Here is a 15,097-nt window from a genome sequence, read left to right on the forward strand (position 1 = left end):
GTTAGTCCTCCCCCATGATCACATGGCGGAACGCGCCGCCCTCGTAGACGCCGTAGCTATGTGTGCCGTCCTTGGGGATGCTCACGCTGCCGGGATTGAAGAGCCACAGACCCGGGTGCGCGGCGCTTTCCTCGTTAACCTTGATGTGCGTATGGCCGTAGACGAGCGCGGAGCCCTCGGGCAGCGCGGGCGCGTGGTCAACGCTGTTATGCATGCCGGCGCCAAAGACGTGGCCGTGCGTCAGGAACAGTTCACGTCCGGTCTCGTCGAATAGTGTGGCGTAGTCAGCCATGACGGGGAAGTCGAGGACCATCTGGTCGACCTCGGCGTCGCAGTTGCCGCGCACCGCGATGATGCGGTCGGCCAGGGCGTTGAGCAGCGGAATCACGCGTTTGGGGGCGTAGTCGCGCGGCAGGTCGTTACGCGGGCCGTGGTAGAGCAGGTCGCCCAGCAGCACAATGCGGTCGGGCTGTTCGGATTCGATGGCAGTGCAGAGGCGCTCGGCCCAGTATGCCGAGCCATGGATGTCGGAAGCGATGAGGTATTTCATGGGGAGTCCTTTCGGTGGGGTTAATTGGATTGGCGCGGCACGTCACTCGCCCGCATCACTCAAATCGCAGCGCCGCGCTCTGAGCCGCCTGCATCACGCGCTGGAGCGGCGCGTTGTGCTCGCGGGCAAGACGGGCACAATCCTCGTACTCGGGTGCCGCGCGCTCGCTGCCGTCGGGCAGGGTGGCCACCTTAACGGATACCTCGCCCCAAGGCGTTGTCACCTGCTCGAATCGGCGCGGCAGGCAAACGCGTTCCATCACCTGGCGACGAATGGCGTTGGTCGTGGTCTCCAAAAAGATAATCGTCTGCAGGCGCTCGATATCCTCGTGTGAGCAGATCACCTGCAACTGCCAGCCGGGGCGGCCTTTTTTGCAGTAGAGGGGCAGCCAGTGCACCTCGCGGGCGCCGGCCTCGCGCAGGCGGTCAGCGGCATAGGCGAGTACCTCGGGCGACGCATCATCGATGTCGCACTCCAGCTTGACGATAGTTTCGGGTGCATCGGTCTCGCGAGACAGCGGAGATGTACTTCCACGTTGCATACGGTCCGGATCCTTTCCGCACGGGCTCGTTTTATTCACCCAAACGCTAGCACATCGGACGTGGCGCAAGCGTGACTTTCGTCCGTCGCCGCCCTCGCCCCTATCCAAACATGTACGCCAGCCTCCAAACATGTCATTTTTTGCAGCTTTTGGAGGCTGATGTACATGTTTTGGAGCGGGGCCGCGCACGATCAGAATTGCGCTCGCACTCCGTCCACCACAAAGTTCACTACACTCAACAATTTTGAACTTTCCACGCAGTTCATCGGCCAAAAAATTACCCTCGGCATACTTACAGGCTGCACGATGCTACTCTAGTTGCATTTGGCTAACTAAGCGGCTGCCGAGGACCCCGACCGGCACCGTTACGGCATAGGAGGTTTCATGTTCGAGAAGCGGCTCTTCTCCCTGGTTCCGCAGGCAACGCCCTACATTATGGCAAGCGTCCTGTTTAAGTGGATCGCGCTCATGGCAAACATCACGGTGATGTGGGTGCTTGCGCGCATCTTGGGCGGCATCGTCACGGACGGCCTTTCCGCCGCGCTCGCCGTCGATGCCCTCGCACAGGCGGCCTTGCCGCTCGCCGCCGCCATCATCGCGCGTGCCGCCGCCATCTACCTGGCGCAGCGCACCGGTGACAAGGCCGCGTTCGAGGCCGTCCGCCGCGTGCGCTCGCTCGTCTACGACAAGCTCACCGCACTCGGCCCCTCCTACACCGAGACCGTCCCCACCGCCGAGGCCGTCCAGACCAGCGTCGAGGGCGCCACGCAACTCCAGGTGTACTTTGGCGGTTACCTGCCGCAGCTCTTCTTTGCCGGCTTGGCACCCATCACGCTGTTTGTACTGCTCGTGGGCCAAGCGGGTCTTCCCGCCGCGCTGCTGCTCGCCTGCGTTCCGGTCATCCCCGTCTCCATCATGATGGTCATGCGCAACGCCAAAAAGATCGGTGCCGAGTACTGGGGCAGCTATGTCGATCTTGGCGGCATGTTCCTGGAGGCCGTGCAGGGTCTCACCACCCTTAAGGTCTACCAGGCCGATCGCAGCTGGCACGAGCGCATCAACGCCGAGTCCGAGCGTTTCCGCACAGCGACCATGCGCCTGCTGGTGATGCAGCTGCGCTCCATTTGCGTTATGGACCTGGTCGTCTATATGGGCGCCGCGCTCGGCATTATCGTAGCCGCGCTGCAGCTCGCCACGGGCAAGATTGGCTTTGAGGCTGCCTTCCTCATCGTCTTTCTGTCGCAGGAGTTCTTTTTGCCCATGCGCCGCCTGGGATCGCTGTTCCACACGGCTATGAACGGCATGGCCGCCTCGCGCCGCATGTTTGGCATTTTGGATACGCCCGAGCCCGAGCGCGGCGATGTTGAGCTTGACGGTCGCGGCGATATCGAGCTCGCGGGCGTGAGCCATGCATACGGCAACCGCACGGTGCTGGACAGCGCCAGCGCGACCATTGCGCACGGCTCGCTCGTGGCACTCGTGGGCGAAAGCGGCGGCGGCAAGTCCACGCTCGCGGGGATTATCGCGGGCCGCAAGGGTGCCTACCGTGGCAGCGTTCGCATTGGCGGCGTCGAGCTGCGCGATGCCACGGCCGCCTCACTCATGCGTGCCGTCACCCTGGTGCCCACCAACGGCTACCTGTTTGCCGGCACCCTGCGCGACAACCTGCTGCTCGCCCAGCCCAACGCCACCGACGCCGAGCTTTTGCGCGCGCTCGGCCGCACGCGCGTGGCGGCCTTTGTGCAGGCCAACGGCGGGCTCGACATGGTGATTAACGAGGGCGGCACCAACCTTTCGGGTGGCCAGCGCCAGCGCGTGTGCATGGCACGCGCCCTGCTGCACGACTCGCCGATCTATGTGTTTGACGAGGCGACGAGCAACGTCGATGCCACAAGCGAAGCCGCAATCGGCGAGGTCATTGCATCGCTCGCCGGCGAGCACACCGTAATCGTGGTGGCGCATCGCCTGTCGACAATCGTGGACGCCGATCAGATTCTGGTGCTGGAGCGCGGTCGCATTGCCGAGCGCGGCACCCATGATGAGCTCCTGTCGGACGCGGGCGCCTATGCGCGCATGTGGAACAGCCAGGAGCAGCTCTCGGCATATGCGTATGCGGAGGATGATGCCGAGGATGCCGGCGCGGTTGAGGCTGTTGGCGGCAGTACTGCCCGTACCGATGGCCTCAACGGTGCCGGCTCATCTTCCGCTACCGCGGCGCCTGACTCCGGCCGCGCCCGTCGCTCGGCGCCGTCCATCATATGGCGCATGATGGGGCTCGTCCGACCGCTTGCCGGCTGGCTTGTGCTAGCCGTCGCGCTGGGCAGCATTGGTATGCTCACCGCCGCGTTCGTGCCGGCCTTTGGCGCCCTTGGCCTTATGGCCGCGCTGGGCCGCAACGCCTTGGGGCTTGGTCTGATCGCAGCATGCGCGGCCTGTGCCGCCTGCGGCATCGCACGCGGGCCGCTCCACTACGGCGAGCAGCTCTGCAACCATTACATCGCGTTTCGCCTGCTCGCGCACATTCGCGACCTGGTGTTTGGCGCCCTGCGCCAGCTCGCCCCCGCCAAGCTCGAGGGCCGCGGCAAGGGCGAGCTCGTGAGCCTGGTCACCTCGGATATCGAGCTGCTCGAGGTCTTCTACGCGCACACCATCTCGCCCATTGCCATCGCTCTGGTCTGCACCGTTGTGTTTGAGGGCTTTTTGCTGGCTGTGAGCCCCGAGCTCGCGGGCATCGCGCTCGTGGCCTACGCGGTCCTGGGCGTGCTGCTGCCCCTGACCTCGGCCAAGGCGTGCGGCACCACCGGCCGCCAGAGCCGCGAGGGCGCCGGTAAGCTGGGTGCCTTTGTGCTCGACAGTCTACGCGGCGCGTCCGAGACTATCCAGTTTGCCGGTGGCGCCGATCGCAGCCGTGCCCTGGGCAAGCTGACCGAGCAAGTCGGCGCCGTGGACGCGCGCCTCAAGCGCCGCCAGGCGGCCAGCGAGGCCGTAGCCGATGCGCTTATTCTTGCGGCCAATCTGGTGATGCTCGAGCGTGCGCTGCAGCTGGTTTCTGCGGGAACGATTGATTTTGCCGCGGCGTTTGTCGCCGTCTTTACCTTTGTGTCGTCGTTTGGCTCGGTGATGGCCGTGAGCCGCCTGGGCGCCTCACTGCAGGAGACGCTCGCCTCGGGCGCACGCGTGCTCGATTTGCTCGACGAGCAGCCCCAGTGCGCCGAGGTCGCCGATGGACAGAACGTTGAGTTTGCCGGCGCCGCAGCCGAGCATGTGAGCTTTAGCTATGTGGGCGGCGTGGACGCGGGCGGTGCGGGCGCCACAGAGCAGGTCGCGAACGACACCGCTGCGAGTCTCATCCTCGACGACGTGACCTGCACCTTTGCGCCCGGTACCATGACCTGCATCATGGGGCGCTCGGGTTCGGGCAAGTCGACGCTGCTTAAGCTGCTCATGCGCTTTTGGGACCCCGCAGCCGGCACCATCACGGTGAGCGGCGTCGATGCCCGCCACATCAACACGGCGAGCCTGCGCAGCCACGAGGCCTATATGACCCAGGACACGCATCTGTTCTGCGGCACCGTACGCGAGAACCTGCTGGTCGCGCACGCCAACGCCACCGATGCCGAGCTGCTCGACGCTTGCCGCTCCGCCTCACTCACCACGCTCATCGACCGTCTGCCGCAGGGACTCGACACGCCCGTTGCCGAGCTGGGCGACTCGCTTTCGGGCGGCGAGCGCCAGCGCATCGGCCTTGCGCGCATCTTCCTCAACGACGCACCCTTCATCTTGCTCGACGAACCCACCAGCGCGCTCGATGCTCTCAACGAGGCGTCCGTGATGCAGGCAATCGACGAGCTCAAGCGCCGCGGCAAGACCATTGTGCTCGTGAGCCACCGTGCCAGCACCTGCGCGTTTGCCGATTTCTCGCTTTCGGTCGAGCATGGGAGGCTGAGCTAATGGCGCGCCCAGTCGACACACCGGAGCTAGCACGCAAACGTGAGCGTGAGGCCCAAATGGTGTCGCAGATGATTGCGCTGTGGTGTCGTGGGCATCATGGCGGCGGGCATGTGGTCGAACAGGCTGGCGACGATGAGTCCGTGCGCGTGAAACTCGGCCTTCGAACCATTACGCTCTGCCCCGAATGCGCCGAGCTGCAGAAATACGCCATCGCGCGCATTGAGCACTGCCCGCACATGGGCACCAAGACATTTTGCTCGGCATGTCCTTCGCATTGTTACCGGCCTGCCATGCGCGAGAAGATCCGCGAGGTTATGCGTTGGTCGGGACCGCGTATGATCCGCTATCGCCCCATCACCGCCGTGAGACACGCGATGGTAACAGTGCAGGCCAAACGCGCGGCGGCACGAAGCAAGTAGTCGCCGGCGCCGGCACGCGCCGCCCCGCCTTTCCACTCGATTTCGGCACCCGGCGTGCGCGGCGTGTTGAGAGCTGCACCATTACAATGGAGCGGATTCACCAAATGCAAAGGAGTCGCCATGCCCGCCTGCCCGCTGGTCGATTGCCATACTCATACCTCGTTCTCGGACGGGCACGCCTCGTTCGAGGACAACGTCCGTGCCGCTGCTGCCGCCGGCTGCCGCGTCATGGTCTCGACCGACCACCTTACCCTGCCCGCCAGTATGGATGCTAACTGCGAGGTGCAGGTCGTCGAGGGCGACTTGCCGGCACATCGTTTGGCCTTTGAGGACGCCCGCAAACTCGCCGCGCAGATTGCGCCGGAGCTCACCTTTATCTACGGTTTTGAATGCGATTGGTACGAGGGCTGCGAGCCCTTGGTAGAGCACTGGTCCCAGGGCGCCGTCGTACGTCTGGGCAGCGTGCACTGGATTGGCAACCCGGGCGATATTGCGGCAGGCGCCGCGGGCACGGCAGGGACAGAGGACGTCGCGCGCCCCGATACACCCGATTCCCTTTGCGGTTGGATCGACGACGATACCAACTTGCATGTTTGGGAAAACTTAGGCGTGCGCGGCGTGTGGGAGTGCTACGTCGACGACTGGTGCCGTGCTTGCGAAAGCTCACTCAACTTTGACGCGATGGCCCATCCCGACCTGGTCATGCGCTTTTCGAAGGACGGCTTTGCACCCGACTTTGACCCCGCGCCGTTTTGGGAGCAGATGGCCGAATGCGCCCACGATACGGGTCGCCGCGTTGAGGTCTCGACCGCCGCACCGCGCAAGGGGCTCGACGATTACTACCCCGCGACCGGGCTGTTGCGCCGCTTCGCCCATGCCGAGGTGCCCATCACCTTTGGCTCGGACGCGCACCGCGCCTGCGACATCTGCTGGAACATCCGCGAGGCCCAGGCCCACGCCTACGACTGCGGCTACCGGGCCTTCGATATCCCCCACCCCACCGGCGAATGGGAATCCACGCCCCTCGCCTAACTAGTCGTTTAAGAACGTCCCCAATGACTAGTGGCGGCGGGCGTTGAGTTCGCCGGCCAGTTCGTCGAGGGTGATGCCGTAGCGCTCGAGCGTCACGAGCAGGTGGTAGATCAGGTCGCCGGCCTCGTAGCGGATGTGATCGTGGTCGTTATCCTTGCAGGCCATGATCACCTCGCTCGCCTCCTCGGCAAGCTTCTTGAGAAGCTCGTCCTCGACGTCGGTCAGCAGACGCGCGGTATAGCTCTCCTGCGGCGGCGCATCGCGACGGCCGTGAATCACCTCGGCCAGTCCCGTCAGCGTCTCACCGATGTTTCCCGGCTGCACGTTAGCTGTTCTGACTCCCATGGTTATTTCCTCTCGTTACTGCAGCGTAAAGTAGGTACCGGTCTCATCGAACCGAGGCTTTGCGCCCTTTTTCTCAAAGAACTCGACGATGACGGCATGGGCCTCATTGAGCCTTTCCTTCTCGGCCTCGAGCCAAAGCGACTGCGCCCCGCAGGCATCAGTCAGGTGCACGCGGCATGGCACGCCCGCGCGGAGGAGCTCGGTGTTGCAGTCGGCGACCTCGAACGGCGTCACGACTTTCATCACACTCCCCCTTCCACGCGCTTAAAGAAGCAGGTACGGTTGCCGGTATGGCAGGCCGGGCCCGGTGAGTCCACCTTGACCAGCAGCGTATCGCTATCGCAGTCGGCCCAGAGCTCCTTGACCTCCTGCATGTTGTCACTCGTCGCGCCCTTGTTCCAGAGCTCCTGACGGCTGCGACTCCAAAACCACGTGGTCCCGGTCTTGAGCGTCAGCCCCACCGATTCCTCGTTCATCCAAGCAACCATAAGCACCTCACCGGTGTCATACTGCTGAACCACGCAAGGAATCAGCCCGCGGGCGTCGTACGTAAGTTTTGAAGGATCGGTTATCTCTTCCATTTCTCTCCCCAAATTCAAACTTCGCAGGTCGGCGAGGGTTGTCCAGGTGCCCGAGATTCCGAGCGACAAGCCCGACGACGCGTACTTAAAGTACGCGAGGAGGGTTGGAGCCGGAAGGTCGGGCGCCTGGGCAAGCCGCAGCGCTAGAAGTCCAACCTGACAGGGATGCCTTGAGAGGCCATATATTCTTTGACTTCGCGAATGCTGAAGGTTCCAAAGTGAAAGACGCTGGCCGCCAGCACGGCGTCGGCTTCGCCCTCGATCACGCCCTCGGCAAAATGCTCGAGCGTGCCCACGCCACCGCTCGCGATGACGGGAATCGGCACCGCACGCGCCACGGCGCGGGTGAGTGCCAGGTCAAAGCCGGCCTTGGTGCCGTCGCGGTCCATGCTGGTCAGCAAGATCTCGCCGGCGCCGCGGCGAGCCGCCTCCTCGGCCCACGCCACCGCGTCGATACCCGTGGCATTGCGGCCTCCCGCGGTAAAGACCTCCCACTTGTCGGCATCCGGCTGCCCAGGCAGGCCGACGCGCTTGGCATCGATCGCCACGACCACGGCCTGGCTGCCAAACGCCGCGGCAGCTTGGCTGATCAGCGACGGGTCGCGCACGGCGGCAGAGTTGAGCGATACCTTGTCGGCACCGGCCGCCACCATCGTTCGCATGCCCGCAAGGTCGCGAAAGCCACCGCCCACGGTGTAGGGAATGGCGAGCTCCTCGGCCGCATGCGCCGCCATCTCGATGGTCGTCGCACGGTTGTCGCTCGTGGCAGTGATGTCCAGGAACACGACCTCGTCCGCACCCTCGCGATCGTAGGCACGGGCAAGCTCCACCGGATCGCCCGCATCGCGCAGGCTCACAAAGTTGACGCCCTTGACCACGCGGCCGTCCTTAACGTCCAGGCAGGGAATGACGCGTTTGGTAAGCATGGGCTACTCCTCCCCTCGCGCGGCGGCCAACGCCTGTACCAGCGTAAAGTTGCCCTCGTAGAGCGCACGGCCGGTGATGGCACCTTCAATCGCGCCCTCGCCCACCGCGGCCAGCGCACGGATGTCGTCGAGCGTCGAGATGCCGCCCGAAGCCACGATGGGAAATCCCGCGACCTCGGCCACATGGCGATACGCCGCCACATCGATGCCCGTCTGCATGCCATCGCGCGCGATGTCGGTATACACCAGATGCTTAAAGCCCAGCTCGGAAAGCTGCGCCACGGCATCGTCGAGCGCCACACCCGCTCCGTCGCGCCAGCCATTCACCTTGACCTGGCCGTCGCGCGCGGCAATATCTGCCACTAACAGCTCGCCAAAGCCTTGGGCCGCCACCTCGGCAAAACCCGGCTCGGTCACCAGCACGGTGCCCAGCGCAATGCGGCGTGCGCCGTAGCCTGCCAGCTCGTCGATGCGTACAAGCGAGCGAACGCCGCCGCCCACGTCCACGGACAGACCGTCGATGCCGCAGATGGCCTCGATCGCCGCCGAGTTGGCAGCGCACGCGTCCTCATCCTCGCCAAAGGCAGCGGACAGGTCGACGACGTGCACCCAGCTCGTGCCATGCTCGGCAAACGAGCGGGCAACGGCTATGGGATCGTCGGAATATACCTTGCAGCGGCTGCGGTCGCCGCGCTCCAGGCGCACGACCTTGCCGCCGATCAGATCGATTGCGGGGAACAGGATCATCGGCCGGCCTCCTCGACGATGTTGACGAAGTTCTTAAGGATGCGCTGTCCCAGCGCCGAGGATTTCTCGGGATGGAACTGGCAACCCCACACGTTGCCATGGCGCACGATGCACGGGAAGCTCCGCGTATAGTGCGTGCGCGCCAGCACATCGGCGGCATCGGCGTCGTCGGCCACCGCGTAGCTGTGGGTGAAGTACATGTTGGCACCCTCGGCAAAACCAGCGAGCAGCGGATCGGCCGCGCCGGCAGGCGTCATGTGCACCTGATCCCAGCCCACATGCGGGACCTTCAGACGGCTCGACTCCAGGCGCGTACACGAGCCGCGCATAATGCCCAGACCATCGACCCAGGGGCCACCGGCCTGCTCGGGGGCGTTGCCTTCCGCAGGCACGTCCTCGTCCGCAGGCACGCCCTCGTTGCCGCGCTCAAAAAATAATTGAAGGCCCAGGCAGATGCCGAGCAGCGGAGTTCCAGCAGCAACGGCGTCGAGCACCGCGTCCGCCTCGCCGCTCTGGCGCATAAAGGCGATCGCGTCATAGAACGCGCCCACGCCCGGGATGACCAGGCCGTCGGCGTTGCGGACCTGCTCCGGATCGTCCGACGTGCAGGCGGCGGCACCGGCGCGCTCAAACCCGCGCACGACGCTCGACAAGTTGCCCTTGTGGTAGTCGACCACCACGATCTTCGGTTCGCCCACGCGACCCTCCCTTTTCCCATTCAAAACCTGTCCCTTTTTGGCAGGTTACAGCGAGCCCTTGGTGCTGGGGATGCCCTGCACGCGGGGATCGAGCTCGCAGGCATGACGCATCGTGCGGCCCACGGCCTTAAAGGCGGCCTCGATAATGTGATGCGAGTTGCCGCCCGCCAGCTCGCGCACGTGCAGCGTGAGCTTGGCGTCGCGCGCAAAGGCATAGAAGAACTCGACGGCTAGCTCAGTATCGAAGCTACCCACGCGCTCGGTCGGCACGGGCAGCTCGCAATAGGCCTGGCCGCGACCCGAAATGTCCACGGCGGCCATCACGAGCGTCTCGTCCATGGCAATCGCCGCGTCGGCAAAGCGCGTAATACCCGCCTTGTCGCCCAGCGCGTGGCAAAACGCCTCGCCCAGCACAATGCCCGTGTCCTCGACGGTGTGGTGCGCGTCGACCTCAACGTCGCCCACCGCGTGCACCGTCAGATCGAACAAACCATGGCGGCCAAAGGCGTTGAGCATGTGGTCGAAAAACGGCACGCCGGTCGAGATATCGCACACGCCAGATCCGTCCAGGTCGAGCTTTACGACAATGTCGGTCTCCCCCGTCTTGCGGGTCACCTCGGCATAACGGCCCATCTACATCTCCTCCTTCACCAGCGCGGCAAACGCAACCAGTACCTCGTCGTTTTCCTGTGGGGTGCCCACGGTAATGCGCAGGCAGTCCGCGAGCCCCGGCGCGTAGCTAAAGTCGCGCACTAAAATTGAATACTCGTCGCGCAGACGCTCGCGCACGCGCGTGGCATGCGGCGTGCGCACGAGCACAAAGTTCGCCGCGCTCGGCCATACCTCCACGGGCAGGCCCTCGGCAGCCATTGCGCGCAGGGCGCACAGCTCGCGCTCGCGCTCGGATGCGACCTGTGCCACCACGGGCGCGTACGCATCGCGGGCACGCACGCAGGCAAGTGCTGCCGCCTGGCTCAGCACATTGACCGAATAGATCTGGCGAATCGCCGCGAACACGTCGATGACTTCGGGTGCCGCGATCACGTAACCCAGACGCGTACCGGCAGCGCCAAACGCCTTGGACAACGTATGCAGAATCACCAGGTTGGGATGTTCGGCGATAAGTCCCTGCGCCGTGGTGGCCGCGCCAAACGAATCGTCGGCAAACTCAACGTAGGCCTCGTCGACCATGACCATGCCGGGGCACGCATCGCACAGCGCCGCGACAAAGTCGAGCGGTGCCACGTCGCCCGTGGGGTTATTGGGCGAGGTCACGATGGCCAGGTTGCACTCGGGTGCCGCCGCAAGCACGGCTGCCTGGTCGAGCTCAAAGGTCGCCGGGTCGCGCCACACATCGCGCACCTCGGTCTGGCACAGAGACGCAAAGAAGGCATACTCGCTAAAGCACGGCGGGCAGTTGAGCAGGGTCCTCCCCGCGCCACCAAACGCCAGCAGATAGTTATAGAGCAGCTCGTCGCCGCCGTTTCCCACGCAGATGCTCTCGCGCGTCACGCCATGCCAGGCAGCAAGCTCGTCGCGCAGGTCGTTCGACATGGGATCGGGATAGCGGTTGAGCGGTGTGGCAGCCAGGGCCGCATCAACCGCCTCGCGCACGCCGACGGGCACGGGATAGGTGTTCTCGTTGGCCGAAAGATTGATGCGCGTGGGCGTAAAGTTAGGATTGTAGGGCTCAATGCCGGCCAGATAGGGCTGGACGAGCTCCTTCATGCGCGGCGTGAGTTCGGCCATATTAGACCTCCTCGCCGGTCACGCCGGCAACATCCGCGCTTGCAGCCGCCAGGTTCACTCCCTCGGCAACCGTCTCCACGGCGTCGCCCGGCCAGGCAACCTTGGTCAGGTCGGCCGCGGCGAGCGACTCGGCGCTCACGGCACCCTCGCCCTGCTCCAACATGCGGCGACGCAGTGCGGCCGAAAGCGCGTGTGCCCACAGCCCCTCGGCCTCGGCTAGACGCTGTGTGGCGGGAGCGTCCGAGAGCAGGCCCTCGGGTGTATAGCAAATGACACTCGAGCGCTTGACGAACTCTTCGACCGAAAGCGGGTTAGAGAACATGGCCGTGCCGCCGGTCGGCAACGTGTGGTTGGGGCCAGCGACGTAATCGCCGAGCGGCTCGGAGCTCCAAGCGCCCACAAAGATGGCGCCGGCGTTGCGAATGCCGCCGAGCAGGCCCATCGCATCCTTGCAGTGCAGCTCAAGGTGCTCGGGCGCCACGGTGTTCACGGCCTCGACGGCGGCAGCCATGTCGGCGGCTACCACGATGGCGCCTTCGTTATCGAGCGAGGCGCGTGTGATCTCGGCGCGCGGGGACTGCGCCACCAGAATGTCGACACCCGCCTCGACCTCGCGCGCAAACTGCTCGTCGCAGGTCACCAGATAGCAGGCCGCCAGCGGATCGTGCTCGGCCTGGGCCATCAGGTCGGCCGCGACTACCATGGGCTTGGCCGTGGTATCGGCCAACACGCAAACCTCGGAGGGACCGGCGACCATATCGATACCCACATCACCCGAGACAATCTGCTTGGCAGCGGCGACAAAGGCGTTACCCGGGCCGGTAATCTTGTCGACACGCGGAATGGTCTCAGTACCGTACGCCAGCGCGGCCACGGCCTGGGCGCCGCCCACCATATAGATCTCGTCCACGCCGCCGAGCTTGGCGGCCGCGAGCGTATACGGGCTAATCAGTCCATCCTTTTGCGGCGGGGTTACCATGACCACGCGTTTGACGCCGGCCACCTTGGCGGGAATGGCGTTCATGAGCACGGTGGAGGGGTACTGCGCGCGACCGCCCGGCACGTAGATACCGGCCGCAGCAAGCGGGGTCACCTTAACGCCGAGCATCGTGCCGTCCGGGCGCGTGGTAAACCAGCTCTGCTCGACCTCGCGCTGGTGGAACTCGCGAATCTGGCGTGCAGCCTTTTCGAGCGCCGCGACAAAAGCGGGATCGAGGCCTTCGAGCGCGGCATCGATCTGCTCTTGCGGAAGACGGAAGCTCTGCAGCTCAACACCGTCAAAACGCTGGCAGTAATCGCGCACCGCGGCATCGCCGTTGGCACACACGTTGGCCACGATATCGCGGGCGGCGTCGACGATGTTTTGCGGCAGCACGCCCTTGCGGTTGAGCTGGTTGGTAACGAGGCGCTCACCGGGAGCAAGCTTGATGGTCTTCATTTCGGTATCCCCTATCGGTCGAGGTTGTGTTCGAAAAACGAGAGGCCGGACGGCGGCACCAGTCGGCCCGCAGCCCGGACGTTGGGGCGCCCGTGCGTGCTCGCGCTATTGTGCCGAGCCCGCAACGGGCTCAAAATGCTTGTCCTTCACGGCTGCCGCCAAGCGATCTGCCAGATTGCGTACGCGCGGATCCAGACGTGCGGCACCCGGATTGACAAAGAAGCGGGCCGTGCAGTCCATGATGCAACCAGTAATAACGAGGTCGTTATCGCGCAGCGTGGCGCCCGTGGCGGTAATATCCACGATGCGATCGGTCATGCCGACGATGGGGCCCAGCTCGATGTTGCCGTGCAGCGAAACGATGTCGGCGTTCACGCCGCGCTCGGCATACCAGGCGCTCGCGATGCGCGGATACTTGGTGGCCACGCGAAGCGACCCGCGACGGGCATAGTTGCGCTCAGCCTGACCAGCGCGCCACGCGGGCTCCGCTTCAATGAAAGTGCACAGGCCGTAACCCAGATCGACCAGCTGAAGCAGGTTGAGGTCTGCCTCGATAAGCGAGTCCCAACCGCAGATGCCGCAATCGGCACCGCCGCAGCCCACAAAGGCGGGCGCATCGCTGGGACGCACGATGACAAACTCGATATCGCCGACCGTGCCCTCGCCGGCACGCGTGTCGCGGCCGCGCACGATCAGGTGACGGCCGGGATCGCGCAGCTCCGAGACATCCAAGCCCGCGGCCTCGAGCACGTCGAGCGTGTCGGCCTTGAGCGAGCCCTTGGGCACGGCGATGCGTAGCGGGCCCTCGGCGCCACGGCCCACGGCGTGGTCGCCATCGGGGGCGGCGTCCTCGGCCGAGGTGCGCGCGGCCTCCAGACGCTCGAGCGAAAAGGCGAAACCCGCCGCCGGCACCTCGATGCCGTCGCCAAATGCGCCGGTAAAGATGGAGTCGTAGCGGCCGCCCGAACCGACCGGGTCAGGCAGGCCGCCGGCATAGGCCTTAAAGACCAGGCCCGTGTAGTAATCGAAAGAGTTCATGATGGAGAAGTCGAACGACAGCACCTGGGCGTCCTCGGGAGCCAGACCATCAACCAGGGCACGCATCTCGCGCGTCAGCGGCGCGACGATGCCCGCCGCCGCCAGCAGCGCGTCGACGCGGTCGAATACCTCGGCGCCGCCGTGCAAGCGCGGCAGCTCGCTAATGGCGGCCTTGACGGCCTCGGGCTCGGCGCTTGCCGCCACACGGGCATCGAGGCCCACAAAGTCGTTGGCGTGCACGCAACGCAATGCCTCGGCAGCCAGCTCGCGATCCTCACAGGCCGCGAGTAGTTCCTTAAACGGACGCACGCTGCCCGCGATAATGCGCGCATCGGGCAGCGCCAGCTTGCGCATAGCCTCCGCCACCAGCGAGACAATCTCGACATCGCCCGCGGCATCGCCCGCACCGATAAGCTCAAAGCCCAGCTGCGTAAACTGACGCGAGCCGCCGGCATTGCGCTGGCACTCGCGAACCACCGGCGCCTCGTAGCGAAGGCGCAGCGGCAGATCGGCCGCGCGCATGCGGGTCGAAACCAAGCGCACGATTGGCAGCGTGTTGTCGGGACGGACCACCAGCAGGCGACCGTCGTCATCAAAGAGCTTAAACGGGGTGTCCGCAATGCGGCCGCCCTCCTCGAGAGAGCCCTTGTCCTCGAGCAGCGGCGTCTCGACCGGAAGGTAATGATGCTCCCTGAAGCAGCCCTTCACCGTCAGCGCAATCTCCTCGCGCGCCTGAGCCTCCTCGGGCAATATGTCCCGGAATCCCCACGGTGTGGCCGTCATCTGGTGAGCCTCCTCACGCTGTGTTTCACATAGAGCAGAAGACCGGCATAGCTCCGCCGGTCTTCTGGGTACTTTAGCATACTAGAGTGCTTGCGGGGAGAATCGTCTCTCACGGCTCACAGCGTATTCATTTGGAAACATTGGAACGGATTGCCCGCGGCCCGCCTCTACAGCGAAGGGCATCGACAGTCCATCCGAAAAAACGTCCGAGCTCCCGCTCGCTCAGCGGAAGAGTTTACAGACGAGGGCCGGGGAGGCGTGCTTTGTTTTGAGAAGTGGGCTCCGCGAACTTCTCAAAA

Annotated in this window: 15 protein-coding genes; 3 read left to right on the forward strand and 12 right to left on the reverse strand. The window is 64.8% G+C overall.

The genetic code is table 11. From position 1 onward, the window contains the following. Position 1: 1 nt before the first annotated feature. Together yfcE and larC are read right to left on the reverse strand one after the other, a co-directional pair. Entirely contained in the window at positions 2 to 550 is a 549-nt protein-coding gene (gene yfcE, locus DW112_RS02985) for a phosphodiesterase (protein WP_118289222.1), read from the reverse strand. A gap of 55 nt (positions 551 to 605) precedes the next feature. Then, complete coding sequence (larC, locus tag DW112_RS02990; RefSeq protein ID WP_233545845.1) at positions 606 to 1,091, reverse strand: nickel insertion protein; 486 nt, start codon at positions 1,089 to 1,091, stop codon at positions 606 to 608. A gap of 384 nt (positions 1,092 to 1,475) precedes the next feature. On the opposite strand from larC, the gene DW112_RS02995 reads away from it, so the two are divergent. The 3 genes from DW112_RS02995 to DW112_RS03005 all read left to right on the forward strand — a co-directional run bounded on the left by DW112_RS02995 (position 1,476) and on the right by DW112_RS03005 (position 6,493). Then, positions 1,476 to 5,042: an ATP-binding cassette domain-containing protein gene (locus tag DW112_RS02995; protein WP_118328285.1), complete on the forward strand. Its 3,567-nt coding sequence runs from the start codon at positions 1,476 to 1,478 to the stop codon at positions 5,040 to 5,042. Continuing rightward, positions 5,042 to 5,461 carry a nitrous oxide-stimulated promoter family protein gene (locus tag DW112_RS03000; protein WP_118328286.1) on the forward strand — a complete coding sequence of 140 codons (420 nt, stop codon included), beginning with the start codon at positions 5,042 to 5,044 and terminating at the stop codon, positions 5,459 to 5,461. The genes DW112_RS02995 and DW112_RS03000 overlap by 1 nt, the downstream gene beginning before the upstream one ends. A gap of 120 nt (positions 5,462 to 5,581) precedes the next feature. Next, complete coding sequence (locus DW112_RS03005; RefSeq protein ID WP_117767024.1) at positions 5,582 to 6,493, forward strand: PHP domain-containing protein; 912 nt, start codon at positions 5,582 to 5,584, stop codon at positions 6,491 to 6,493. A 27-nt stretch (positions 6,494 to 6,520) separates the two neighbouring features. Here DW112_RS03005 and hisE read toward each other — a convergent pair whose 3' ends face one another. The 10 genes from hisE to hisG all read right to left on the reverse strand — a co-directional run bounded on the left by hisE (position 6,521) and on the right by hisG (position 14,798). After that, the gene (gene hisE, locus DW112_RS03010) at positions 6,521 to 6,838 is read right to left on the reverse strand and encodes a phosphoribosyl-ATP diphosphatase (RefSeq protein WP_117629974.1); all 318 of its coding nucleotides are present in this window, start codon (positions 6,836 to 6,838) and stop codon (positions 6,521 to 6,523) included. 15 nt (positions 6,839 to 6,853) lie between these two features. After that, entirely contained in the window at positions 6,854 to 7,081 is a 228-nt protein-coding gene (locus DW112_RS03015) for a hypothetical protein (RefSeq protein ID WP_118237125.1), read from the reverse strand. Beyond that, positions 7,081 to 7,419, reverse strand: coding sequence for a phosphoribosyl-AMP cyclohydrolase (gene hisI / locus DW112_RS03020; RefSeq protein ID WP_118328287.1), 339 nt, complete (start codon positions 7,417 to 7,419; stop codon positions 7,081 to 7,083). Before hisI ends, DW112_RS03015 begins: the two co-directional genes overlap by 1 nt. 143 nt (positions 7,420 to 7,562) lie before the next feature. Next, positions 7,563 to 8,345: an imidazole glycerol phosphate synthase subunit HisF gene (gene hisF, locus DW112_RS03025; protein ID WP_117797557.1), complete on the reverse strand. Its 783-nt coding sequence runs from the start codon at positions 8,343 to 8,345 to the stop codon at positions 7,563 to 7,565. Positions 8,346 to 8,348: 3 nt separating this feature from the next. After that, positions 8,349 to 9,092: a HisA/HisF-related TIM barrel protein gene (locus DW112_RS03030; protein WP_118328288.1), complete on the reverse strand. Its 744-nt coding sequence runs from the start codon at positions 9,090 to 9,092 to the stop codon at positions 8,349 to 8,351. After that, positions 9,089 to 9,790: an imidazole glycerol phosphate synthase subunit HisH gene (locus DW112_RS03035; protein WP_118328289.1), complete on the reverse strand. Its 702-nt coding sequence runs from the start codon at positions 9,788 to 9,790 to the stop codon at positions 9,089 to 9,091. Before DW112_RS03035 ends, DW112_RS03030 begins: the two co-directional genes overlap by 4 nt. A gap of 45 nt (positions 9,791 to 9,835) precedes the next feature. Then, positions 9,836 to 10,423, reverse strand: a complete 588-nt coding sequence (hisB, locus tag DW112_RS03040; RefSeq protein ID WP_117802773.1) for an imidazoleglycerol-phosphate dehydratase HisB — start codon at positions 10,421 to 10,423, stop codon at positions 9,836 to 9,838. Continuing rightward, entirely contained in the window at positions 10,424 to 11,539 is a 1,116-nt protein-coding gene (gene hisC / locus DW112_RS03045) for a histidinol-phosphate transaminase (RefSeq protein ID WP_118328290.1), read from the reverse strand. Position 11,540: 1 nt separating this feature from the next. Then, the gene (gene hisD / locus DW112_RS03050; protein WP_118328291.1) at positions 11,541 to 12,977 is read right to left on the reverse strand and encodes a histidinol dehydrogenase; all 1,437 of its coding nucleotides are present in this window, start codon (positions 12,975 to 12,977) and stop codon (positions 11,541 to 11,543) included. Positions 12,978 to 13,082: 105 nt separating this feature from the next. After that, entirely contained in the window at positions 13,083 to 14,798 is a 1,716-nt protein-coding gene (hisG, locus tag DW112_RS03055) for an ATP phosphoribosyltransferase (protein WP_118328292.1), read from the reverse strand. Between the last annotated feature and the right edge of the window lie 299 nt (positions 14,799 to 15,097).

Source organism: Collinsella sp. AM09-41 (assembly GCF_003473245.1).
Taxonomy (GTDB): domain Bacteria; phylum Actinomycetota; class Coriobacteriia; order Coriobacteriales; family Coriobacteriaceae; genus Collinsella.